Here is a 25258-nt window from a genome sequence, read left to right on the forward strand (position 1 = left end):
CTATATGCCGAGGGAGCTCGTCCTCTTGACCTTATTTTTTATGCTAATCCATTACTTCTCCCTGGAAGATCTGCTCCCGCTGTAAATAATCGCGCAGCGGTGCATAGGCTGGCGAAGTCCAGAACGCCTCATTACCAACAAGCGAGGTTGCATCATCTCTGGCCATTTCAAGCACTTCAAAATCACTGACCATATCTGCCAGCTTGAAATCGGGCAGCCCGCTTTGCTTCGTACCGAAAAAGTCACCCGGACCACGAAGATCCAGGTCACGTCTGGACACTTCAAAACCGTCCTCCGTCTCGGTCATGACCTTCATTCGTTCTTGGCCCACCTCCGATTTCGGATCGGCAATCAGAATACAATAGGAGGCATGGGCGCCCCGACCGACCCGCCCACGAAGCTGGTGCAGCTGGGATAAGCCGAAGCGCTCTGCATCCATAATGATCATCAATGTGGCATTCGGAACATCGACGCCAACTTCCACAACCGTCGTGGATACCAGCAGCTGAGTTTCATTTTCATAAAACAGCTTCATCGCTTCGTCTTTCTCGGATGGAGTCATCCGGCCGTGCAGGAGACCAACCCTATATTGAGGAAGCGCCTGCTGCATAGCCACATGCAAATCTATGGCATTCTGAACATCCAGCTTGTCCGATTCCTCAATAAGCGGGCAGATCAGATATGCCTGGCGTCCCAGATCCAGCTCCCGGGTAATAAAGCCGATGACCCGATCCATCATGTCATGCTTGACCCAATACGTCGAGATCGGAATCCGGCCCTTCGGCCGCTCTGAAATGGTAGAGACATCAATATCCCCAAACGCCGTAATAGCCAGCGTTCGCGGAATCGGGGTTGCCGTCATGGTCAGCACATCGGGGTTATAGCCTTTACGTCTGAGAACACTTCGCTGATTGACACCAAACCGGTGCTGCTCATCTGTAACGACAAGTCCGATATTTCTGAAGTACACATCCTCCTGAATCAAGGCATGGGTGCCGACGACAACATCAATCATTCCCATTTGCAGTCCAGACAGAATTTCTTTTCGCTTCTTCCCTGGTGTACTACCTGTCAGCAGAGCAACCTCGATCCCAAATGGAGTGAACAGCTTCTCCAGGGAGCGCATATGCTGCTCAGCCAAAATTTCAGTCGGCACCATCAAGGCGCCCTGGAATCCGGAACGGACAGCGGCATACAGTGCAATAGCAGCAATGACAGTTTTGCCTGAACCCACATCCCCTTGAAGCAGCCGGTTCATACAGTGAGGGGAGCGCATATCCTGCAAAATTTCAAGCTCTACCCTCTTCTGGGCATCTGTCAGCTCAAAAGGCAGGCTGCGCACAAACTCGCGGATCGTTGCATTGGAAGCGGTATGTACGACTCCGTCCGTTTTCCCACGATTGATGGCCCGAAAAGCCTGCATCTTTAACTGAAACAAAAAAAGCTCCTCAAACACCATACGGCGACGAGCTTCTTGTCCCAGCTGAGGATCACCTGGCTGATGAATCAGGGCAATCGCCTTTTTCCGGGGCATCAGCTTGTACTTCCTCAGCAGCTCCTCCGGAAGCAGTTCAGGCACGATCTCTCCATACTGAAGCAGCGCCTGGTTAATCGTCTTGCGCATCCAGTTCTGCGTAATCTTTCCCCCCACAGAATAGACAGGCTGAACGGAGCCCGAGCGCACGGCCCCCTTATCAGGGAATTCTGACTCCGATACCGTCATTTGCATCCGCTTTTGATCCCATTTGCCGGTAAGCGTAATCTCCCGGTTCGGCGTCAGCTGGTCCTTCAAGAAATGCCGGTTAAACCAAGTCGCCGTAAACATAAAATCCTCTGCCATCATTCTGCAGGTCAATCTTGATTTCTTACCATATCGTTGAAGTACAGGCACACCCATAATTTTGGCCTGAACCGTCACCCGGTCCCCGTCCTTCACCTCAGTCAGTGATTTGAGACGATAATCCTCATAACGAAAAGGAAAATATTCAAGCAAATCCTTGATCGTATAAATGCCAAAGGCGTGAAGCTCTCCTTCCTTAAGAGCACTCACGCCGCTGACCTGCTTCACCGATGTTTCTTCTAACAACATAAAGCATCCCTCATATCTTAAGCCGGCCACACAAAGATCGCGATAGTCCCGAAACCGACATGACTTCCAATGACCGCGCCGATGTTCGGATACACCACCTCGTTCAGCTCAAACCGTGTCTTCATCAGCTCCACGAAGGTTTCTGCCGATGACGGATTGGCGGTATGACCGACAGCTATATTGATTCGTTTCCCGGCAAAATCACTCTCCAACATTTGGACGATGCGTTCCATTGCCTTCTTCTGCCCTCTTACCTTCTCAACGGCATAAATCACGCCTTCTTCATCAATAGAGAGGACAGGCTTAATGTTCAGCAGTGTACCAAGAATCGCAGAGGCTTTGCCAATACGTCCGCCTTTTTGCAAATATTCCAGTGTATCGACTAGAAAATAGAGCTTGCGTTCCTTATGAAGCGTAAGGACCGCTTCCGTTATCTCCGCCGCGTTCTTCCCTTCAGAGGCAAGCCGGGCAGCATGCACCACAAGCAGTCCGTATCCATAGCTGGCCGACTTCGAGTCAATGACGGTAATATCCGCTTCACTCTCGTCTTCAAGCATGGATTTGCCAAGCACAGCGGACTGGTACGTACCGCTCATTCCTGAAGATAAATGTATAGAAACGATCTGACAGCCCGGATGGGCCTCATTCAGTTCCTTGTAAACATTCATAAATTCGATCGGAGATGGCTGAGAGGTCGTTGGCAGAGCTTTAACTTCCCCAAGCTTCTCATAGAACTTGGATGCACTCAGCTCAATTCCGTCGAGATAGGACTCCTGTTCACTAAACACGACACGCAGGGGTACGATCTTAATTCCGTACTGATCCACCACCTGATCTGGAATATCAGCAGTACTATCCGTCACAATAAATACTTTGCTCATGAAGCGCTGGCCTCCTTATCTAATTTCAGGCTTCTACAGCGAACAGATAAGAGTAGACAGGCTGTCCTCCCTGATGCACTTCCACTTCCGCATTAGGATATTCAGCAGCAAGCCATGATGCGAGGCGTTCCGTTTCCGTCTCTTTCGCTTCTTCACCTGCAAGGATTGTGATAACTTCATCACCGCTTACAATCATCTTACGAAGCAGTTGCTCGCATGTATCCAGAAGTCCTTCTTCGGTAGCCACAATCTTGGAGTCATGAATCCCGATGAAATGGCCAGCTGTAATCTCAAGATCATCAAATGTAGTATCTCTCACTGCATAAGTCACTTGTCCCGAACGGACATGTGCAATGGCTTCAAGCATATTCGCCTCGTTTACTTCTGCACTTTCATCCTCCTGGAACGCGAATGCAGCTGAAATCCCTTGCGGAATGGTCTTGCTCGGAACAACCGTTATCTCACGCTCGCCTTCCAGCAGATCTCGGGCCTGCTTGGCCGCCAGCACAATGTTCGAGTTGTTGGGAAGAATAAAGATGTGCTTCGCATCAATGGAATGAATCGCCTTGACGAAATCCTCTGTACTCGGATTCATCGTTTGTCCACCGGACAATACAATATCTATCCCGAGACTCTTGAACACTTCAGATATTCCCTCACCGGATGCAACCGAGATAAAACCAAATGGGGCAAGCTCATCCGCTGGAGGAATCGACGGCTCAGGTGCTGCCTCTTGTTCAGGCGGAATATCTGCAAACAATTCAGGTGCTGGCGCGATATCCATTCCGGCAGTCAGCAGATCACGATGCTGCTCACGCATGTTCAGAATATGGATCTGGGTAATCTCGCCATAGCGGAGTGCCAGATTCAGCACGTCCCCAGGCGCTTTGGAATGGACATGAACCTTAATCACTTCATCATCAGAAATAATAATGATCGAGTCTCCATTTACTGACAGCGCTTTCCTAAAATCTTCCTCATCAAAATTTGTTCCGCCTGCATCTCCAAGCTGCCGATTGATAAAAAATTCCATATCATACAAGAATTCAATATCCTCTGTCTCAAGTCTTGCTTGTGCCGAAATCGGCATTTCAGGGGAAATCCGAGTCTTCGGTGCAGCAGGCGGCATGACAGGCGCTGGAGCCGCTTCCTTCACTGGTGTAGTAACGGTTTTCCCCTCTGTGTTCAGCAGGTACTCCATAAAACCTTCATAAATATATACAAGACCTTTACCACCTGAATCGACAACGCCAACCTGCTTCAGCACAGGCAGCATCTCAGGGGTCAAGGCAAGAGTTTCGTTTGCTTTCTTGAGCACTTCGCTCATGAGTTCCGTAATGTCATTGGTCCGTCTCGCATAATAACCGGCATGCTTCGCAGCTTCCTTTGCTACAGTAAGAATCGTGCCTTCTACGGGTTTAACTACTGCCTTGTAAGCTGTATCCACACCGCTTTGCAGAGCAGCAGCAAACTGAAGAGTATTCAGCTCCTCATATGGGGCAGCGTAACGGCTAAAGCCCCGGAACAACTGCGATAGAATAACGCCGGAGTTTCCGCGTGCGCCCATAAGCAGGCCTTTCGATAAAATACCTGCACAGCTGCCAATGGAGCTTGCGCTGTTTCTTTTTAATTCGGCCACACCGGCACTCATCGTCAAATTCATATTCGTTCCTGTATCACCGTCTGGGACAGGAAATACATTAAGGGAATTGACGTGTTCAGCATGCTTCTGCAATTGATCCGCTCCGGCCAACACCATTGCGTTAAAATCTGTTCCATTTAAAGAACGTTTACTCAAGTGAGAATTCCCCTTCCTAGCATGATGATAAGTACACTACCAGTACTAAAAACTAAGCATGCACTTAACATCCGTTGTTCCCGTCATCAGACGGGCAGCGGCTTTCTTCCGCAGTATTATGGACTATACATCATTGTACTATAATCAAGTATAGAAATAAATAAAGTTTTTGTTTTTATTGACTAAGCTTTTTCCTATATGATATTATATTTGAGTATTGTTTTATGCAGGTATATTGGATTGATTACAACCATTGACCTTGCGGATAACGGTTACTTTCAGAATAGGAGGTGTAATCTATGTCTCGCAAATGTTATGTGACAGGTAAGAAACCTGGTAGCGGTAACCACGTGTCTCACGCTAACAACCGTAACCGCCGTTCCTGGGGCGTAAACGTTCAAAAAGTCCGCATTCTGGTGGACGGTAAACCAAAACGCGTTTATGTTAGCACTCGTGCTCTGAAAGCCGGTAAAGTTACTCGCGTATAGTTGATTTTGAATACAAAGCAAAAAGCACCTTGCCATTATATGACATAGGTGCTTTTTTCATACCCGTATGTTCGCCTGCGATCCTTCAACTGCAGCCTTTTTTACGTTACTAGACGCTATGGAAACCCCTTTTTGAACCTGTTAGCTTTTCTGGAACGTGTTAAGGATCGCTTTTACAAAACCCCCCAAAAACTTTGGAAGCTTAAATGTGTAAAATTTCATAGTTCACCCTCCCATCATCCTCATGCGCTCCACCTTTTATCGTGCCAGAAGCCTTTCCTTCTACTCCGCTTATCCCTAACTGCAACGATGCAAACGAAAAAAAGGCTACATGAGAATCGCGCTCATGTAACCATGTTTATGCAGCATGTGTTCAGCCTATACCACTGAGACTAACTTAATCCTTCTGGAGGATTGGTCATAAAAATATAAGCAGATAAAATGAAGATAAAAAGGATGAAATAAAGCACAGTGAATATGATAAATGATATTCTCACTGACTTTTTATCAAACTTTTTAAAGAACCATATAACAAGGATAATACCGAGTAAGGATACTACTGCATTAATTGGAGAGGGCAGCAGTGTGAATGAGCCCAGCAGTATTCCTGTAACCATACTGGCAAGCGAAGTCCATAGCGCTTCTTTAAGTGTCATTGGTTCGTTATCCCCCAATACTATGCCGGATTTCTCTAATGGCCTCTGCACGGTCTGTACGGCCAAATACCGCGCTGCCCGCAACGAGGACGTCAGCACCTGCATCCACGACTAAAGGCGCTGTCTCCTTCGTAATGCCTCCATCTACTTCAATATGAACGTTTGAACGGCCCAATTCGTTAAGCTCATTCCGGATTTGTCTGATCTTCTGGATCGTTCTCGGAATGAAGGCTTGTCCCCCAAAGCCGGGATTGACTGTCATCACAAGAACCATATCGACATCTCCGAGCACTTCGCTGATCGCGCTGGCAGGAGTTCCTGGATTAATAGCTACCCCAGCCAGGATGCCGTGCTCTTTGATCAAATGAATGACTCTGTGCAGATGGACACAAGCCTCGGCATGAACTGTAATCATTCCTGCGCCTGCCTTTACGAAGTCGGCTATGTAGTTCTCAGGATTCTCAATCATCAAGTGGACATCCAGCAGCAAGCTGGTATGCGGCTTGAGGGACTGTACGATGGGTGCTCCCAGCGTAATGTTCGGAACGAAATGCCCATCCATGACATCAACATGGATCCAATCTGCGCCGGAAGCCTCTGCTTCGGCTACTTCTGCGCCCAGACGGGCGAAATCTGAGGACAGGATAGATGGTGCGATTAATACTGACATGTTTAGTACCTCCGTTTCTTATCTTTCATTTCCTCCAAGAACTGCACATAGTGTGTGTATCTGCTCTCGGCAATGTCGCCTTCTTCCTTGGCTCTGATCACTTGACAGCCTGGCTCATGCGTATGGGTACAGCCGCGAAATTTGCAGCCGCCGGCATATTCACGAAATTCTCTGAAGCAATCGCTCAGCTCCTCTACGCCAATCTCCAGAAAATCCAGTTGACTGAAGCCTGGTGTATCTGAAACAAACCCGCCATTATCCAGTGGAATGAGCTCTACGTGCCGGGTTGTATGCTTACCTCTGCCCAGCTTCATGCTTATAATACCTGTTTCAAGCTCCAGCCCTGGAAGCAGTGCATTCAGAAGCGAGGACTTGCCCACACCTGATTGACCTGAGAAGACGCTGATCTCTCCAGCCAGCCGCTGCTTCAAGCGATCCATTCCTGTGCCTTGACGAGAGCTGGTAATGATGACTTCATACCCTATAGACTCGTACAGACGGACAAGCTGCGCATAACGATCATCAGACTCGTCAGCAAGGTCCATTTTTGTAAGGCAGATCACTGCTTGAAGACCCGCCTGTTCAATATGAACCAGGAACTTGTCCAGCAGCTGAACATTCATATCCGGTTCCTTGAGCGAGAATACCAATACGGCGAGATGCGCATTGGCCACAGGAGGGCGGATCAGCTCGGTATCTCTCGGCAGAATTTCTTCAACCGTTCCTTCCCCGTTTTCGGTAAGCGTATATTTTACATAGTCACCTACAAGAGGAGTAATCCCTCTTTTCTTGAAAACACCTCTAGCTCTGCATTGAACAGCAGATACATCCTTATCCGGTGTTCCGCGATCTGGAGCAGGCTTAACGTAATAATATCCGCTTAGCGCTTTGATAATAACTCCCTCCAGCATAATTCACCGCCCTTTTAGGTTTGAAAAAAATTGAATTCTGATTCTTAATGAAGAACAGGCGCCCCTAAGGCGCCTAGAATGAGGAATGCAGCTGAATTTCAGTAGCCAGATCACTCTTCACCGTCTTCATCTTCATTCTGATTGTCTCCACGGCCATTGCCGTTATTGCCGTTGTTATCGTTGTTTCCATTGCCTTCTTCATTACCATTACCATTATTGCCATTATTACCTTCATTGCTCTCGTTACCCGGATCCTCTGGGTTCGGCTCTTCATCCGGACCCGCCCCTTCTTCACCATCTCCCGAATGGTTGTCAGGAGTAACAGCTGGTCCAATCTCCGGTGTGGTAACCGTTCCGTTCTTCGCATCAAAATATCTCACTTCAAATGTATCCATCAGCTGTCCATCACGATAAACGGATACGACTCCATCCTTGTTCGGAGCCAGAACGAGCGGTACGGTCAGCGTTTCTGTCTTCTTGATCGTCTCCGTACCATGCTCTTGGTTCTCTCCTCTGGCATCGGTGAAGGTGATACGGATCTTGCTGTTCTTGCCTTCTTCATGAGGAGCTACCGAAATATGATAATTGTACTCGATCGTCTCTGGTGAATACCCCGTGCTTACAAAGATCGTAATTTCTTCACCCGGAACAACTGCAGCCCCAGCATCATAAGGCCATTGCTGGGTAACCCTGCCTTTCTCCACTTCAAAGCTTGGCTCTTCTTTAACCGGTGCAACAGTCAGTTTATTCTTTCGAATCAACTCTTCTGCCTCTGCGCGAGTTTTATTGATCAGATCAGGCATTTCGACCATTTCCTGGCCTTTACTTACCCTCAGGGTGATGGTATCTACCTCCGGGTCAAAAGGCTGGCCTTCGGTAACCGATTGTCCAATCACTTCATTAACGGACTCTTCACTGAATTCCTCCGTTTTCTTGATTCGATCTTCACTCATGCCAAGTGCCAGCAATTCCTGAACTGCATCTTCATAATTTCGACCTGTAAGCCCCGGCATGGTTTCCTTCGGCTTCTCCACACTTACAGTAAGGTCAATTAGCGAACCTTTCTTCACGACAGCTCCTTCAGGCCTGCTCTGCTCGTAGACAATTCCCGGATCGACACCTTCTTTATATTCCTGGAGAACCTGATTAACCTCTATCCCTTGCTGAGCAAGCAAGGCTCTGGCTTCTTCCTCGGTCTTATCAATAACGCTCGGCACGGTTACTTCAGGCACAACAAGCGCACTCTCGACATACCAGACAACACCGGCTAGTGCAATCAGGATGAACAGTGTCAACGAGACCCAAAACGCTGCCCGCTTCTTGGATTTTTTCTTCTTGGATTTACCGTCTGTTACTGCTTCGTCTGGAGCCATTTCAGGTGCATCCGTATAGGATGGCCCGCGTGATTCCGGCTTGATCGCAGGAATGATACGGGTCTGATCTGTATCGAACTCATCATCGAATACAAGCTTCTCCTCATTCAGGCGATCCGGCAGCAAACAGGTCTCCAGATCGGTCAACATTTCCAGCGCTGACTGATAACGCTCATTCGGATTTTTACGCATTGATTTAAGAATAATATTCTCAACACTCTGTGGAATCAGCGGATTAACCGCACTCGGCTCCTCGAATTCCTCCTGCAGATGCTTCAGCGCTACACTGATCGGGCTCTCTCCAAGAAACGGAAGCTGTCCGGTCAGCATTTGATAGATAACAATACCAAGTGAGTACAAGTCGGATTTCTCACCTGTTACAACCCCCTTGGCGTGCTCGGGAGAAAAATAATGCACTGAGCCGACGACTGAGCCGGTCTGCGTAATCGTCGTCGAGGTCACGGCACGAGCGATTCCGAAATCTGTAACTTTGACCCTTCCATTTTTGCCTATCAGAATATTATGCGGCTTGATATCGCGGTGAATAATTTGATTATGATGGGCATGATCCAGTGCATCCGCAATCTGTGCAGCAATTCTGACAGCTTCATCGACTTGAAGCGGTGCACGTTCTTTTATAATTTCATTCAGATTCTGACCTTCGATATACTCCATCACGATGTAATGGATGTCTTCTTCCTGACCTACATCATAGATACTAACTACATTCGGATGAGACAAGGATGCAGCCGATTGGGCTTCTCGTCTAAACCGACGAATAAACTCGTCATCATGAACGAATTGCTGACGAAGCACCTTGATAGCAACATTACGTCCGAGCAAAATATCGTGCGCTTTGTATACCAGGGCCATTCCGCCTCCGCCGACGCGCTCAATCACTTCATAACGTCCGCTCAGCTGATGTCCGATCATGATTCAACCCCCTCTTCAACAACACTTAAAGGGCCCGCTGGCATTTCAAATAAAGCAACCGTAATATTATCGTCCCCTCCGGCCAGGAGTGCGAGCTGCAGCAGCCTGTCTGCCCGTTCAGACAAAGGCAGATCCGATTGCCCGATCACGGTTGCCATCTGCACACTGCTGACCAGGTTGCTTAAGCCATCACTGCAGAGCATAATTACATCCCCGGCTTCCAGAATGACAGGGTACAGATCCACAGACACATCCTCATCCGTTCCAAGCGCTCGGGTAACGACATTTTTGAGCGGATGTACATGCGTCTCTTCTTCACTGATCTGACCATTCTTGTACAGCTCATTAACTAATGTATGATCATCTGTCAATTGAACGACCTTATCGCCTGTTATCTTGTAAGCACGGCTGTCGCCAATATGGCCAATAATGCCGGAAGCATTACTCATAAGGAGCGCAACGACGGTTGTCCCCATGTTGTGCAGCTTCTCATCCCCAGCCGCTGTACGATAGATGACTTCATTCGCGTGCAGAATGGCATCGCTCAGCGCAGCACTCAGCGATGCCTCTGACAAACCGGGCTCAAGCACCGAGAGGTCATCGGATACCGTTTCTACAGCCAGTCTGCTTGCTGTATCCCCGGCAAGATGTCCGCCCATACCGTCTGCGACAATACCTAATATATATCCCTGATCCAGATGCCTTATCCAGGCGGAATCTTCATTTACCGAACGAACTCGTCCTACGTGACTCACATGCACTGTATTCATCACAGTCATATCCTCACCTCAAGCTTCCTTGTGCTTCTCCATATGCTTCGCACGCAGCTGACCACAAGCGGCTGCGATATCATGACCCTGCTCTCTGCGGATTGTTACATTAACTCCATGATCAGCGAGGATACGCTGGAACTGGAATATATCCTTGCGAGCTGTTCTGATATATTTACGCTCCGGCACATAGTTTACCGGGATCAGATTGACATGGCACAGCATGTCCTTCAGAACACCCGCAAGCTCTTCGGCATGCTCCGGCTGATCGTTAACGCCGCCGATCAAGGCATATTCGAAGGTAATGCGTCGTCCTGTTTTGCCTTGGTAATAGCGAAGGGACTCCATTACATCATCAAATGGGAACCGGCGGTTAACAGGCATCAGCTTCGAACGCAGCTTATCATTCGGTGCATGGATGGAGATAGCCAGGTTAATCTGGGTGTCCTCATCAGCAAATTTATAAATATTTGGAACAATACCGCTTGTCGACACTGTGATATGACGCTGACCAATATTCAGACCTTTCTCGTGAATCATCGTTCTAAGAAACTTCATCGTCTCATCGTAGTTCTCAAATGGCTCACCCGTACCCATAATGACGATACTGCTCACACGTTCATTGCGTTCATCCAGTATTTGCTGGGAGCGCACGACTTGAGCAATAATCTCACCAGCAGTCAGGTTCCGCTTCAAACCGCCCAGTGTAGAGGCGCAAAAAGTACAGCCGACTCTGCAGCCGACCTGTGTCGTCACACATACACTGTTGCCATAGTTATGCTTCATAATGACCGTCTCAATTGCGTGGTCATCATGCAGTCCGAACAGAAACTTTACTGTGCCGTCCTTGGACTCAAACTTCGTAATTTCCGAAAGCGTCACGAATTGAAACTGATCATCTAGCTTCTCGCGTAAAGCTTTCGAGAGATTTGTCATTTCTGAAAAATCATTCACTCTCTTTACATAAACCCAATCGTAGATTTGAGCAGCACGAAACTTCGGCTCCCCATTCTCGACTGCCCACTGCTCTAACTCTTCGAGCGTGTAATCATATATAAAAGGCTTTGTCATTTCATTCACACCTGTTCTTTCCAATTGATCTATAGACATATTATTTCTCATTCTACCCATTTTAGCACATAATTCAGTATTCATCTATGCAGGTCTTTATGCCGGCAACTGCAAAAAGCCGCCAATACCTGACGGTGACTGGCGGCAGTCTTGTTATTGATCCACTTTTTTACGATGTTTCTACCCTTGTCAATCTTGCAATATAGAATCCGTCGCTATGAAACTGGTGAGGCAAAATTTGAATTCCGTACTCATCCAATATGGCAGAGTGCCGCAGCTCTTCTCTCAGCGACAGATGACCTGCAGGGGCAAATTGATCGTTCTCCTTCAAGAATCGTTCCACGACACCGCCATTCTCAGCATGCTCTGTCGTACAAGTACTGTACACAAGCGTGCCTCCAGGCTTCAACAGCTTGGATACACGGCTTAGCAGCTCATATTGCAGCGCACTGATGGCTTCAACATCCTCTGGGGATTTGGTCCACCTAAGGTCCGGCTTTCTGCGAATAACCCCAAATCCAGAGCAAGGTGCATCGAGCAATATGCGGTCAAACGAAGCTTCCTTGTAGTTGGAAGCCAGATCAAGCGCATCATGGCATACGGTCTCAATACAGGCGAGCCCCAGCCTTTCCGCTTGTCTATGAATAAGCTCTACTTTGTGAGGATGAATGTCATTAGCAATAATACGGCCTTGATCCTCCATCTTCTCACCCATATGCGAGGTCTTGCCTCCGGGTGCAGCACAGCAGTCCAGGACGGTCATGCCTGGCTTCGGGTCCACCGCTCCGGCCACAAGCATGGAGCTCTCATCCTGTACAGAGAGCATCCCTTCCTTGTACCAGTCGGTAAGAGCCATATTCCCCCCGCTCTTGACGATAATCCCATCATCACTGAGAAGAGAAGGCTCCACAACAAGTCCTTCCTCCTGCATCTCTTGAATTAGCTTAATTCTCGAGATCATGGTCGTATTCACCCGAACACTGACCGGAGGTGCCTCGTTATTGGCGATACACATCGCTTCAGCTTCCTGCTCTCCATATTGTGAGATCCAGCGCTGAACGAGCCACTCTGGATGGGAGTGCATCAGTGCGATGCGTTCTGCGGCAGGAAGGCTGTCTGGAATTGTCAGCTTGTCCCTGTTTCTCAGAATATTGCGCAGCACACCGTTCACCATTCCGGAAATACCCTGATGGCCTTTGCGCTTGGCGATATTTACCGCTTCACTTACCGCCGCATGATCCGGCACGCGGTCCAAATATAGAATTTGATACAGACTCAGCCGAAGCAGACTGCGAACCCAGGGCTGAAGCTTGGCAAGTCCTTTGGCTACATAGGATTCAAGATAGTAATCCAATGTCTTTTGACGGGCAATGGTGCCATATACCAGCTCCGTGGCTAGTCCCGTATCAGCAGGGGTGAGATTGGCCTGTTTCAACACTTGATTCAGAAGCAGATTGCTGTAGGCTCCTTCCTGTTCAACCGCAGCCAAGACTTGAAGCGCCGCTTCTCTGCTGGATACCTTGCGCTTACTAGAAGCTGCAGACTTAGCACCGCTCTTCTCTCTACCCTTATTGGATGTATTGCCAAGACGCGGATTATTGTTGTCTCCTGACTTCACTTCAGCACCGTCCCTGCTGTGAGCGATCCGCCGCGGGCAAAATCACCGGCAGCCATCGCCTTCTTACCGGCAGGCTGCACCTCTGACAGCCACAGAGAGCCGTCGCCTGTCTTCACTTCAATGCCAAGCTTGGACATCCCAAGCACCGTTCCGGGCTCTGCATTCTTGCTGGCATTTGATGCTTGAAGGTAAGGCTCTGGTAGCTTGGAAGGATTGATAGTACCCCAGACTTTGAATACCTGCTCGTCCCATAATGTAAATCCTCCAGAGTATGGAGTAAGCCCCCGTACCTGGTCATAAATTTGACGTGATTGACGAGACCAGTCGATCTTCTCATCCTCTCGGGATAGGTTCTTCGCATAAGTTGCCTCATCCTCCTTCTGAGGAGTGGCCTGCACTTTTCCCTTAGTCAGATTGGGCATCTCGCGTATCAGCAGCTCTGCTCCAGCAAGGCTGAGCTTCTCAAACATCGTACCTGAAGTATCCTCATCCTCAATTGCGACCTCTACCCTAGAGATCATATCACCGGTATCTAGACCTTCAGCCATGTACATCAGCGTTACTCCCGTAACCTTCTCACCATTCATGATCGAACGCTGGATCGGTGCACCTCCCCGATATTTCGGCAGTAACGATCCATGCACGTTAACACATCCGTACTGAGGCATATCGAGCACGGATTTCGGCAAGATTTGTCCAAAGGCCGCAGTAACAATGAGATCCGGCTTCCATTTGGCAAGCTCTGCTACAGATTCTTCATTACGAAGCCTTGCCGGCTGAAACACGGGAATACCGTGCTTCAGCGCAGCTTCTTTGACCGGAGGCGGTGTCAGAACCTTTTTTCGTCCTTGAGGTTTATCCGGCTGAGTCACTACAAGGCTGATGCTGTATCCTTCCTCAAGCAGTCTCTCAAGTGAAGGCACAGCAAAGGCCGGTGTTCCCATAAAAACGATGTTCATTTCCATACCTCCTTATTTACCGCGGTTCGGTTCAGCTCCGATTTCATACACTTTTTCTGCGAGATCTGTAAACAAAACACCATTGAGATGATCGATCTCATGCTGGAACGCTCTCGCGAACAAACCACTGCCCGTAACCGTAAATTCTTTGCCATCGCGGTCAAGACCCTTTACTGTTACCGTTTCAGCTCTGCGGACATCTCCGTTGTAGCCTGGAATGCTCAGACAGCCCTCCGGTCCAAATTGCTCTCCTTCCGAGCTTACAATCTCAGGGTTGATCATTTTGATCAAACCGTGATCATCGCCAACATCGACTACGATAAGCCGCTTCAAGATGCCGACCTGCGGTGCAGCAAGACCTACACCATCCGCATCATACATTGTCTCCGCCATATCATCGAGCAGTTTTTGAACATTAGGTGTAATCTTCGTTACTTCCTTGGCTACCTTGTGCAATACCTCATCCGGCTCTTTTACAATCAATCGAATTGACATGCTGCTAAACACCTTCCTATGAACGTAATCATTTCAGGATTGAATCATCCTGCGTCATGTTAAATTATATGGTTTAAAATCCCGATCCTGAACTACATCAGCATCTGTGGATCGACATCAAGGCTTATAAGCAAATCCTTACCCTGAAAATCCTGTTCCATCTTCCTCGCCATATTTTTGACAAGGCCGATGGCATCAATTTCCCCACGCCATTTTATCATACATTGAAACCTGTATCTATTTTTTAATCGCGGCATGGGCGAGGCAACCGGACCCAGCACATCAAATGCATCAGAACTGAACCGATCCAGACTGCCGAGCAGCCCCATCTTCTGCGCCTGCTCCTTGAGAAGTCTCGTGTAATTCTCCGCTGCCCTTACAAGAACAGGAAGCTGCTCATGAGAGAACGTCACCAGGATCAGCCGGCAGTACGGCGGATACTGCAGAGCGCGCCTGTGACCCAGTTCATCCTTGATAAATGAGAGATAATCATGGCTTCCTGCATGCACTATGGAATAATGATCCGGTGTATAGGACTGTACGAACACCTCTCCTGGCAGCTGATGACGGCCCGCACGGCCTGCAACCTGAGTCAGCAGCTGAAATGTTTTCTCAGCCGCTCTAAAATCAGGCAGATTCAGCGCTGAATCTGCGGTGATCACACCCACCAGCGTCACATCCGGAAAATCAAGGCCTTTGGCCACCATCTGTGTTCCAAGCAATATATCTGCCTTCTTCTCGCGAAAAGCTTTGAGCAGCTTCTCGTGGGACCCTTTTTCAGTCGTGGTGTCCACATCCATCCGAATGACCCGCACGCCAGGAAACAGCTTCGCCAGCTCTTCCTCTACGCGCTGAGTCCCCGTGCCAAAATATCGGATATGCTCGCTGCCGCAATCCGGACAAATCTGGGGAGCCGTTTCCGCATAACCGCAGTAGTGACATCTCAAATTGTTGCTTCGCTGGTGATACGTAAGAGAAATATCGCACTCTGGACAGCTTGCCACATAGCCGCAGCTGCGGCACATCACAAAGGTTGAGTAACCCCGGCGGTTCAAGAGAAGCACCGTCTGCTCTCCGCGTTCAATCCGCTCGGCAATTCCTTGGTGCAGAGCTCTGCTGAACATCGACCGATTCCCGTCTTTCAGCTCCTCCCTCATGTCAATGATCCGTACCTTCGGAAGCTCATTGCCCAATGCACGATAGTTCATCTCCATGAGAACCGGAGCAAATTCATCACTAGCTTGTGACCTGGCAGCATAGTAGCTCTCAAGCGATGGCGTGGCCGAGCCTAAAATAACGGCTGCTCCATGCTGTTTGGAGCGTTCCACCGCTACATCTCTTGCATGATATTTCGGCGTCTCCTCCTGCTTATAGGAGGTCTCATGCTCTTCATCAATGATGATCAGTCCCAGCTGATCGAACGGAGCAAACACAGCAGATCGGGCACCGATCGCCACCTTGACCTTACCCTCACGGATTTTGCGCCATTCATCATATCGCTCTCCGCCCGATAACCTGCTGTGCATGACGGCAACCTGGTCACCAAAACGCCCCTTGAATCTTTCAACCATCTGCGGTGTAAGTGAAATCTCTGGAACGAGCACAATCGCCTGACGATTCTGCTTAATGCAGCGCTGAATCGCTTGCAGATATACTTCCGTCTTGCCGCTGCCTGTTACACCATGCAGCAGAAATACACCTTGCTCACGTTCATCTAACTGTCTTGCAATCCGATCATAGACGGCCTGCTGTTCCAATGTGAGCGGAAGCGGCTCGGTTGGCTTGAAATCACGTCCACGGTATGGATCGCGGAACACTTCCACTTCAGAGATCGAGATTAAGCCCTTGTCTTCAAGCCCTTTCACTGTGGCGGCAGATACTTGAAGTGCAGACAGCACGTCTTTAAGCGGCATGGGAAGAAGCTCCTTCGCTTCGAGCAAAAAAGACAAGACCTCTTTCTGCCGTTTCCCTTTAGCCGGGAAGTCAGCAAGCGCGTCCTCAGCCTCTTGCTCACTTACAGCAAGATAGACCGCCTTCAGCATCTTCTTCTGCAGCTTGTCCTTGATCATCTGTTCCTCATGCAGAATGCCGCTGCGAATTAAACGCTTGATTTCCTTAGAATGATCCGGATACCGATCACTTAGATGATCAAGTGTCACTTGTTCCTTGCTCCGTACATATCGGATGATTACATCCTGGATGGACACATTCTCCGGTGAATCCGGCATAGCAAATAATACAGGGCCGTCGCTCGAAGCCTGAGATTCTTGCACGGTCTGCTCCTCTAATGATTCAAACCCTTCCGAAACAGAAATATAACGCTTGGATTTACCCTTCAGCGCAGTCGGAATCATGACCTGTAAGGCCATAATCGCACTGCAGGCGTAATGCCGGCTCATCCATCTTCCAAGCTCCACCAGATCTGGCGACAGCGGTGGAACCAGGTCCAAGAGTTCGGCAATTGGCTTCAGCTTAAAATCTGTGTTTACTGCCTCTTCCAGCCCGACGACAAAGCCCTGAACCGTTCGATGTCCAAAAGGCACCCCGACACGACTTCCTATCTCTACCCAGCCCTTAAGCGATTCCGGAATCAAGTAATCAAAAGTGCGGTCCACGTCTTTGGCAGGCACGTCTACTATCACTTTTGCTATATTCACAAGCTCACTTCCTCCCATCCATTCGGGAGGCTGCAATCAGCAGTACTTGCCGTGCTACTTCTTCTTTGGCCGTCACAGGTATTTCCTTGACCAAGCCCTGCTTGTCAAAAATCTTAACTGCATTCGTATCTGTCCCGAATCCAACACCCTCTTGAGTGACATCATTAGCCACGATCAGATCCGCATTTTTACGTTCGAGCTTAGATGCTGCATGCAGCTCCAGGTCATTCGTTTCCGCCGCAAACCCGATTAAGAATTGATGTGTTTTGGCTTTTCCCAGTGCTTCGAGAATATCAACCGTCTTGACGAGCTCCAGCGTGAGCGTCTCGCCGCTCTTCTTAATCTTCTGCTTCGCGGCCTCCATCGGACGATAGTCAGCAACCGCAGCTGCCTTAACAACGATATCGCTCTGTTCCCAACGCTCAAATACTGCCTGATGCATATCATCTGCAGACTGAACTGGAACGACAGTTATTCCTTCTGGGTACTTGACCTGCATATTAGCTGCAATTAACGTGACCTCTGCGCCCATGTCCTTAGCTGTTTTGGCAAAAGCAACTCCCATCTTACCCGAGGAATCATTGGTAATGTATCTTACCGGGTCAATTCGCTCAATGGTACCGCCTGCAGTAACTACCATTTTTTTGCCTAAGAGGGGCTTGCCTGCTTCTTCCTCACCAAAAAAACGCTCGATGACATCCACAATGGTCTCAGGCTCCTCGAGCCGTCCTTTTCCGACATACCCACAGGCAAGCTGTCCTACCCCCGGCTCGATAAAATGCACACCACGTGAATATAACGTATTCATGTTATGGATCACGGCAGGATGCTCATACATGTGTACATTCATGGCAGGCGCGACCATTACCGGCGCTGTCGTTGCCAGCAATGTCGTTGTCAGCATATCATCTGCAAGTCCATGAGCCATCTTGGCAATCACATTCGCGGTTGCGGGTGCAACAAGGACCAGATCTGCTGTATCCGCTAGGTTTATATGTGAGACAACGGATGCATCACGTTCATCAAAGGTATCTGTATATACCGGATTTCGTGATAATGACTGTAGGGTCAGCTCTGTAATGAACTCCTTGGCGGATGCCGTCATGATGACGTGTACCTCTGCTCCCTTCTGGACGAGCTTACTAGTCAGCGCAGCGGCCTTATAAGCTGCAATCCCTCCTGAAACACCGAGCACAATTTTTTTACCGTTCAGCATATGCGCTCCCCCTGTTCTGATTAAGATTTGGGACTCGAATTACGCGTCTAAAGAAAAAAATAACAACCTTGCGGTTGTCACTTTTATCATAGCTGTACCTTATTCGTATTTCGCGTATAGGTTATGACTGGCTGTCTTGTTGTTCTGCTTCGTCTTCGTCATGACCTTTCTCCACACGTACAAAATCACCATAGATCTCTTCAAGTGCAATACCGACTTGCTTATGGGATTTCGGATTTCTGAGTTCGGATTTCTCACCTTCACGCAGCTGTCTGGCGCGTCTTGAAGCTGCAACCACCAGAGAGTATTTACTGTCTACCTTGTTCATCATTTCATCAATAGATGGATATAGCATGGAGCACTCCTCATTTCGATTTACTATTTATTTTACAATGTTCGGCGATGATGATCGATTCTATTCGTTTGCAGGCCAAATCAATTTCATCGTTGACAACGGCATAATCATATTGCTGCAGCAAACTGATCTCCTGCTCGGCTACAGACATGCGGTGATCAATGGTCGCTTGATTCTCGGTGCCTCTGCCTTGAATTCGATCCTTCAATTCATCAAGAGACGGAGGCAGCAGAAATACGAAAATTCCTTCCGGGAACTTCTCTTTGACTTTGAGAGCTCCTTGGACTTCAATCTCCAAAATGATATCTTTGCCGGAATTAAGAGTCTCCTCTACGAAATCACGCGGGGTTCCATAATAGTTACCTACATACTCCGCATGCTCCAGAAGCTGATCCTTCTCAATCATATCAAGAAACTGCTCTCGACTCTTGAAAAAGTAATTGACTCCGTTCTCTTCACCAAGCCTTGGCTGACGAGTTGTCGCTGACACTGAATAGATGAGTTCAGGAACTCGTTTTCTTAGAGCAGTGCACACGGTTCCTTTTCCTACACCGGACGGTCCTGATAATACAATTAGTAATCCCTTAGACATATTACACTCCATTTTATTCGTCGTTGTCATCGTCTTTAGAAGATAAACGATGGGCAACCGTCTCCGGCTGCACTGCAGACAGGATCACATGATCACTGTCTGTAATTATTACCGCACGAGTTCTGCGTCCATATGTAGCGTCAATCAACATGTGACGATCCCGTGCTTCCTGTATAATTCTTTTGATTGGGGCGGATTCAGGACTAACAATAGAAATGATGCGATTCGCCGAAACTATATTGCCGAATCCTATATTTATGAGTTTAATTGCCATATTCAGGTTCGTCCCCCTATTACTGGTGTAATCTTTGCAAAACTGAATCAATTTCATAAATCATTAAAAAAGCAGCTAAAGGTATTATGAAATTGCTTCAACTTAGTGTTCATTGCCTATTCTAAATTCGCAGCTTGTTCTCTGATCTTCTCCAGCTCGGCCTTCATCTCGAATACAAGATTAACCAGCCCCAGGTGGTGAGCTTTAGTGCCGATGGTGTTGACTTCACGATTCATCTCCTGGATCAAGAAATCAAGCTTGCGCCCTATAGGCTCACGCACGGTGAGCAGCTCTTCGCACTGAGCCATATGACTAGAGAGACGAGTCAGTTCCTCATCTATGTTGGATCGGTCGGCAAAAATCGCGATCTCCATACCAAATCTATGTTCATCGAATGGTGCATCAGAAATTTCGGTTAATCGCTGTCTCAGCTTGCTTCGGTACTCCGTCACTACAGCTGGCGCTAACTGAACCATCGCTGCATGATGAGCCTGCAGACTCAATATTCGCGACTTCAAATCAGCGGCAAGATGACTTCCTTCACGAGAGCGCATATCAAGCAGCTCATCAAGTGCAAGCGCTAGTCCTTCCTGCAGCGCAGTCTCCCAGTTCTCGTCCTCAAAGACTGTAAGATTGCTCATCTCCTCAGAACTCACTAACACACCAGGCAGCTGCAGCATCTCTGAAATGGTCAGGTTCCCCTTCATCCCGAAGCTGGACTCAAGCTCCCTTGAAGCCTCAAGATAGGAAGCAGCCATCTGCTTGTTCAGCACAGTACCTCTGCTGCTGTCATCCAATTCTCTCGTAATGAAAACATCAATTCTGCCTCGTGCAAGTTTACGCTGTACCATTCTGCGAAGCCCGTCTTCGAAACGACTCCATTCCCTTGGCATCCTAAAGACAACTTCACAGTATCTATGGTTGACAGATTTGACTTCAAGTTGTACCTTATACCCGCCATAGCTGAGCAAATATTGACCGTATCCGGTCATACTGAATGACATCGGCATCACATCCATTATACTATTGTATCGGATAATACAGGCTTAAACAAGTACGATAATCATGGGGGATTTGCCATTAATTCATACCATTATTGCCTAATTCAGGGCTTCCTATTAGAATCTGCATACATTATTTATTTGCACTTCAGGCACCGGCTTCCTAGTAACGACCCATAAAAACTTAAACAGGAGAGCTGCTTATGAAAACAGAACTGAACCTTATTGTTCGTCCCACCGAGATTGATGTTAACGGCCACGTAAATAATGCGAAATATCTAGAATATCTGGAATGGGCACGAGATGAATGGTATGAAGCGGGAGGGCTGTCATACAAAACACTACTTGAGCTTGGCTGTCAGACGGTCACCGTTAATATCAATATCAACTATCGCAAGGAATGCTATCAGGGCCAGCTTCTTACGGTCACAACAGAACAGGACAGTGCCCGGAATTCAAGTTATGTGCTTAGGCAAATGATATTAAATGAAGCCCAGGAGATCTGCGCAGACGCGCTCATTACAAGCGTGACCATCGACCCTTCCACTCGAAAAAGCAGACCGATACCGGAACAGCTCCGGAACCTTTTCTCATGATCAATCAATTGCTTAAACTTAACCATCATATGATAGAGCAACCGCACAAAAGTCCGTACCTGCAGTATTCAGCACAGCAGGCACGGACTTTTTTCCGATTTCATTCGTGATACTCTATTTAGCCGGATTCTAGGTCTTAATTACACGGCCTGATTTCTCCCACACATAGTGAGTCAGCTCTTCACTCATTCCATAGAACATGAACGGAGTCATTATATAGATTCCATTAAAATGCTCCATCGCTACGTCCAGCAGCTCCTTCGCTATTGCCGTACCTACCTTGCGGCCCTCTTCGCCTTCGAGCCCCGCCATTCTTTCTCTGACTGCGTCCGATAATTGAATACCTGGCACCTCATTGTGCAAATATTCTGCATTTCGACCACTTGCGAGCGGCATAATTCCTACAAATATCGGAATATCCAAATGGCTCGTTGCTTCCTTGAGCTGTACAAACAGCTTAGGATCATAGATTGGCTGGGTCATAATATAGTCTGCACCTGCAGCAATCTTCTTCTCGAGACGCTGTACCGCCTTCTCCAAATATTTCACATTCGGATTAAATGCGGCACCTACAATGAAGTCGGCTTTTTGCTTAAGCGGTTTACCGGAGAACGCTATTCCACTGTTCAGCTGCTTGATCATTCGTATAATTTCAAATGATGTCAGATCATAGACAGAGCTTGAATCCGGAAGGTCTCCGAACCTTGCAGGGTCCCCGGTTACTGCCAGCACATGATCAATGCCCAGTGCATCAAAGCCCATGAGATGGGACTGGGTTCCGATCATATTGCGGTCCCGGCAGGCGATATGAATCAGCGGTCTCAGGCCGGTCTGCTCCTTCGCCAAATATCCAAGCGCCATATTGCTCATCCGGGTTACCGCGAGAGAATTATCAGCCAGTGTCAATGCATCAACTCCAGCCTTCTTCAGACTCTTCGCTCCGGTTAGAAATTTCTGAATATCAAGATCACGCGGAGGGTCAAGTTCAACGATGACGGTGTGGCGTTCTTTAACCAAGTCTACAATTGTAGGCTCTGTTCGAATCGTGCCTGCTGCACTTCCATCGGCAAGCGTCTCGGATACGGAGTCCGGCAATGGCAGAAGCTCATCATCGACTACCGTTAATGGAGCTGCCTCATAAGTATCAAGAGCTGATACCATGGCTTTAATATGCTCCGGTGTCGTACCGCAGCATCCGCCGATAATGCGTGCATTCAAATCAGCGAACCGGACGGCGCTCTGACCGAAGTATTCAGCAGAAGCACCATACCGGTATTCCCCGTCAACGTATTCCGCCAGACCCGCATTCGGGAATACCGACATCGGAATTCCTAAATTCTGAACAGATTCCATCGCCCGCATAATACCATTAGGACCTGTCCGGCAATTAAATCCGATGACATCCGCGCCTTCTTTATGCAGAATCGAGAACGCTTCAGGCATTGTGAATCCATCGAACGTACGGCCGACATCATCAATAGCAAACTGGCAAATGATCGGCAGATCAGTCAACTTCTTAACCTGTCGAACAGCAATGACAAGCTCCTCCACATCATAGAAGGTTTCAAGCAATACCCCGTCAATTCCCTCTCCCACTAGAGCGGATATCTGCTGTTCGAAATAAAGATTCAGCTTGGCAGCGGAAATATCTGCTCTCTTACCCGCGCGAATGGCTCCGACTGCGCCAACCACAAACCCTTTATTCCCCATGGCTTCCCGCGCAACCCTAACACCCGCCCGGTTGATTGCCTCAACTTGATCTTCAAGTCCATATTTGGATAGGTTAACGTAATTCGCAGAAAATGTATTTGTTTCAATGAGCCTAGCTCCCGCTTCAATGTATCTGCGATGAACATCCTTGACCATCTCGGGGGATGTCAGGTTCAATTCCTCGTAAGAAACGCCGACCGGCACACCCATTTGATAGAGCTGTGTTCCCATAGCGCCATCGCCAATAATGACTTCATTCTTCAACACTTCACGTAAATCCGCCATCGTTCTCCTCCCGCCAATTCCAATTTATTCACACTAATGTAACACAAATGGGAGGATTGTTTAAGCAAAAAAAGCAGGCTGCTGCCCTATAGTAGATAATAGGCAAATATCTCTTTCTCCGTTGTAGCAAGCTTATAAATATGCATATGCTTTTCTGTATTACTTTTTCCTGCACCCTTTTATTTTTGGATGCAATCAGAGAGGGCGCGCAGTTCGGCAGGATTGATCGGCTGAAGACCAGACTGATCGTAGCGGACGGCAGAGCCGAAGTGGATCTCTGTTACACCGGTTTGCTCAATAAAGTTCGTGATCATTTCTCTCTTCAAGCCACTGCCCGCTAGAATACAAAGGTGGCTTCCTGCTGCCTGTTCCACAAGTCTGCGAATTTGCGGAATCGACTGGGGGGCCGGCTTCGGACCGCCGGAGGTGAGAACTCTCGTTACTGCAGGATACTTCGCAAGAGTACTGAGACCCTCCAGTTGATCCTCCAGCTCATCAAAGGCACGATGAAACGTCACCTGCAGATCACCAGCTGACTTGAGCAGCAGCTCTAACGTTCTAACATCGATTTTGCCATCTGGTGTCAGCGCCCCAAGTACAACGCCTGCTGCACCTGTCTGCCGGATTGCCTCAATCTCGGCAGCCATCGTTTCCACATCGGTCTCACTATAAACGAAGGAACGGCTATGTGGACGCACCATGACATGCACGGGAATGCTGACAGACTTCACCACTTGGGAGACAAGACCGATTCCTGGAGTTAAGCCACCTTCAGTAATGGCCGTAATCAGCTCCAAGCGATTGGCACCGCACTTCTCTGCCGTAACGGCGTCGTCCACGGTCGTTGCTATAATCTCTAACAGCATAACTAATCACTCCTTATCCATTTGTCGGTATTCCGTATGATTCCATAAAAAAAGCACGCCCATCAACCAAAACGATGGTTAATGGGGATGCCTTCAGATTTATAACTTTATAATAGTATTCCGATTACCTCAGTTCGTAGTTCCTGTATATACAATCTCGGCAGGTCCTGACATGTATACATGGTTATCTTCCTCACTCCACTCAATATACAGATCACCGCCCTTTAGACTGATCCAGGCTTCACGATCCGTTACATCATTCAGAACAGAGGATACCAAGGTAGCACAAGCCCCGGTTCCACAGGCGAGCGTGGGTCCTGCGCCGCGTTCCCATACCCGCATATCTACATGCCTGCGATCCTTCACCGTTGCAAATTCAACATTCGTTTTGTTAGGGAACAACGGATGTACTTCCATTTTAGGTCCCCATGCGGCCAGATCAAAGCTCACCGCATCATCAACATAAATTACACAGTGTGGATTACCCATAGATACTGCAGTGAACCGGAAGCCGCTGCCTCCCACCTCTATAGGTTCATTCACCACTGGATTTGCATCAATTGTCGTCGGCACCTTAAGACCGTCAAGCTGAGGTTCTCCCATATCCACACGCACCGTCTCCACTTTACCGTCCTTTACAGTCAGCTGAACGGGCTGTACGCCTGCCCCAATCGTACGAATCGTAATCTCTTCCCGGTCAATATGTCCGTTATCGTACACATATTTGGCAACACAGCGAATTGCATTACCGCATTGTTCAGCCTCTGTACCATCCGAATTAATGATGCGCATTTGGAAATCCGCCGTATCGGAAGGCAAAATAAATACAAGCCCATCTGCTCCGATCCCAAAGAATCGATCGCACCATTTTATCGCCAGCTCAGCCGCGTTAGCGGGAAGCTCTTGTTCTCCATATACGACAACAAAGTCGTTACCCAGTCCATGCATTTTCGTAAATTCCATGACGTAACTCCGCTCCTTTTGGCACTCCAGA

The 25258-nt window shown here is 48.3% G+C and carries 24 protein-coding genes; 2 read left to right on the forward strand and 22 right to left on the reverse strand.

The window, feature by feature from the left end; genetic code table 11:
• Window positions 1–43 precede the first annotated feature (43 nt).
• From recG to BK126_RS13750, 3 genes are read right to left on the reverse strand one after another with little or no spacing between them, the layout of a single operon-like run.
• Window positions 44–2089, reverse strand: a complete 2046-nt coding sequence (recG, locus tag BK126_RS13740; RefSeq protein WP_047910968.1) for an ATP-dependent DNA helicase RecG — start codon at window positions 2087–2089, stop codon at window positions 44–46.
• Window positions 2090–2106: 17 nt separating this feature from the next.
• Window positions 2107–2970, reverse strand: coding sequence for a DegV family protein (locus BK126_RS13745; RefSeq protein ID WP_076313149.1), 864 nt, complete (start codon window positions 2968–2970; stop codon window positions 2107–2109).
• A 25-nt stretch (window positions 2971–2995) separates the two neighbouring features.
• Complete coding sequence (locus BK126_RS13750; protein ID WP_076313150.1) at window positions 2996–4768, reverse strand: DAK2 domain-containing protein; 1773 nt, start codon at window positions 4766–4768, stop codon at window positions 2996–2998.
• A gap of 299 nt (window positions 4769–5067) precedes the next feature.
• Here BK126_RS13750 and rpmB point away from each other — a divergent pair, with 299 nt between their 5' ends.
• On the forward strand, window positions 5068–5256 hold the full coding sequence (gene rpmB / locus BK126_RS13755; protein ID WP_047910965.1) for a 50S ribosomal protein L28: 189 nt from the start codon (window positions 5068–5070) through the stop codon (window positions 5254–5256).
• A 141-nt stretch (window positions 5257–5397) separates the two neighbouring features.
• On the opposite strand, the gene spoVM is transcribed toward rpmB, so the two are convergent.
• From spoVM to BK126_RS13835, 16 genes are all read right to left on the reverse strand, one after another.
• Window positions 5398–5478 (reverse strand): stage V sporulation protein SpoVM, encoded by an 81-nt coding sequence (gene spoVM / locus BK126_RS13760; RefSeq protein WP_006675261.1) that lies wholly within the window; start codon window positions 5476–5478, stop codon window positions 5398–5400.
• Between the two features lie 170 nt (window positions 5479–5648).
• Window positions 5649–5912, reverse strand: coding sequence for a hypothetical protein (locus BK126_RS13765; protein ID WP_047910964.1), 264 nt, complete (start codon window positions 5910–5912; stop codon window positions 5649–5651).
• Window positions 5913–5919: 7 nt separating this feature from the next.
• Entirely contained in the window at window positions 5920–6582 is a 663-nt protein-coding gene (rpe, locus tag BK126_RS13770) for a ribulose-phosphate 3-epimerase (protein WP_047910963.1), read from the reverse strand.
• Between the two features lie 2 nt (window positions 6583–6584).
• Window positions 6585–7493 (reverse strand): ribosome small subunit-dependent GTPase A, encoded by a 909-nt coding sequence (gene rsgA, locus BK126_RS13775; RefSeq protein WP_076313151.1) that lies wholly within the window; start codon window positions 7491–7493, stop codon window positions 6585–6587.
• A 110-nt stretch (window positions 7494–7603) separates the two neighbouring features.
• On the reverse strand, window positions 7604–9799 hold the full coding sequence (gene pknB / locus BK126_RS13780; RefSeq protein ID WP_076313152.1) for a Stk1 family PASTA domain-containing Ser/Thr kinase: 2196 nt from the start codon (window positions 9797–9799) through the stop codon (window positions 7604–7606).
• Window positions 9796–10572 (reverse strand): Stp1/IreP family PP2C-type Ser/Thr phosphatase, encoded by a 777-nt coding sequence (locus BK126_RS13785; RefSeq protein WP_047911231.1) that lies wholly within the window; start codon window positions 10570–10572, stop codon window positions 9796–9798. The genes pknB and BK126_RS13785 overlap by 4 nt, the downstream gene beginning before the upstream one ends.
• 15 nt (window positions 10573–10587) lie before the next feature.
• Window positions 10588–11640 carry a dual-specificity RNA methyltransferase RlmN gene (gene rlmN, locus BK126_RS13790; RefSeq protein ID WP_047911230.1) on the reverse strand — a complete coding sequence of 351 codons (1053 nt, stop codon included), beginning with the start codon at window positions 11638–11640 and terminating at the stop codon, window positions 10588–10590.
• Window positions 11641–11809: 169 nt separating this feature from the next.
• Window positions 11810–13258 carry a 16S rRNA (cytosine(967)-C(5))-methyltransferase RsmB gene (rsmB, locus tag BK126_RS13795; protein ID WP_076313153.1) on the reverse strand — a complete coding sequence of 483 codons (1449 nt, stop codon included), beginning with the start codon at window positions 13256–13258 and terminating at the stop codon, window positions 11810–11812.
• Window positions 13255–14217 (reverse strand): methionyl-tRNA formyltransferase, encoded by a 963-nt coding sequence (gene fmt, locus BK126_RS13800; protein ID WP_076313154.1) that lies wholly within the window; start codon window positions 14215–14217, stop codon window positions 13255–13257. Before fmt ends, rsmB begins: the two co-directional genes overlap by 4 nt.
• A 12-nt stretch (window positions 14218–14229) precedes the next feature.
• Entirely contained in the window at window positions 14230–14712 is a 483-nt protein-coding gene (gene def / locus BK126_RS13805) for a peptide deformylase (protein ID WP_047910959.1), read from the reverse strand.
• A 92-nt stretch (window positions 14713–14804) separates the two neighbouring features.
• Window positions 14805–17369: a primosomal protein N' gene (gene priA / locus BK126_RS13810; RefSeq protein WP_076313155.1), complete on the reverse strand. Its 2565-nt coding sequence runs from the start codon at window positions 17367–17369 to the stop codon at window positions 14805–14807.
• A gap of 4 nt (window positions 17370–17373) precedes the next feature.
• Entirely contained in the window at window positions 17374–18585 is a 1212-nt protein-coding gene (coaBC, locus tag BK126_RS13815) for a bifunctional phosphopantothenoylcysteine decarboxylase/phosphopantothenate--cysteine ligase CoaBC (RefSeq protein ID WP_076313156.1), read from the reverse strand.
• 121 nt (window positions 18586–18706) lie between these two features.
• The gene (gene rpoZ / locus BK126_RS13820; protein ID WP_076313157.1) at window positions 18707–18940 is read right to left on the reverse strand and encodes a DNA-directed RNA polymerase subunit omega; all 234 of its coding nucleotides are present in this window, start codon (window positions 18938–18940) and stop codon (window positions 18707–18709) included.
• A 10-nt stretch (window positions 18941–18950) separates the two neighbouring features.
• Window positions 18951–19532 carry a guanylate kinase gene (gene gmk / locus BK126_RS13825; protein WP_047910955.1) on the reverse strand — a complete coding sequence of 194 codons (582 nt, stop codon included), beginning with the start codon at window positions 19530–19532 and terminating at the stop codon, window positions 18951–18953.
• 13 nt (window positions 19533–19545) lie between these two features.
• On the reverse strand, window positions 19546–19806 hold the full coding sequence (remA, locus tag BK126_RS13830) for an extracellular matrix/biofilm regulator RemA (protein WP_006209218.1): 261 nt from the start codon (window positions 19804–19806) through the stop codon (window positions 19546–19548).
• Window positions 19807–19922: 116 nt separating this feature from the next.
• Window positions 19923–20810 carry a YicC/YloC family endoribonuclease gene (locus tag BK126_RS13835; protein ID WP_076313158.1) on the reverse strand — a complete coding sequence of 296 codons (888 nt, stop codon included), beginning with the start codon at window positions 20808–20810 and terminating at the stop codon, window positions 19923–19925.
• A gap of 200 nt (window positions 20811–21010) precedes the next feature.
• On the opposite strand from BK126_RS13835, the gene BK126_RS13840 reads away from it, so the two are divergent.
• The gene (locus BK126_RS13840; protein ID WP_076313159.1) at window positions 21011–21403 is read left to right on the forward strand and encodes an acyl-CoA thioesterase; all 393 of its coding nucleotides are present in this window, start codon (window positions 21011–21013) and stop codon (window positions 21401–21403) included.
• Window positions 21404–21532: 129 nt separating this feature from the next.
• On the opposite strand, the gene BK126_RS13845 is transcribed toward BK126_RS13840, so the two are convergent.
• From BK126_RS13845 to dapF, 3 genes are all read right to left on the reverse strand, one after another.
• Entirely contained in the window at window positions 21533–23398 is a 1866-nt protein-coding gene (locus tag BK126_RS13845) for a bifunctional homocysteine S-methyltransferase/methylenetetrahydrofolate reductase (RefSeq protein WP_076313160.1), read from the reverse strand.
• A 179-nt stretch (window positions 23399–23577) separates the two neighbouring features.
• Window positions 23578–24264, reverse strand: coding sequence for a copper homeostasis protein CutC (locus BK126_RS13850; RefSeq protein ID WP_076313161.1), 687 nt, complete (start codon window positions 24262–24264; stop codon window positions 23578–23580).
• A gap of 129 nt (window positions 24265–24393) precedes the next feature.
• The gene (dapF, locus tag BK126_RS13855; RefSeq protein WP_076313162.1) at window positions 24394–25227 is read right to left on the reverse strand and encodes a diaminopimelate epimerase; all 834 of its coding nucleotides are present in this window, start codon (window positions 25225–25227) and stop codon (window positions 24394–24396) included.
• Window positions 25228–25258 lie beyond the last annotated feature (31 nt).

Origin of the sequence: Paenibacillus sp. FSL H7-0326 (genome assembly GCF_001955535.1) — a bacterium.
GTDB lineage: Bacteria > Bacillota > Bacilli > Paenibacillales > Paenibacillaceae > Paenibacillus > Paenibacillus shunpengii.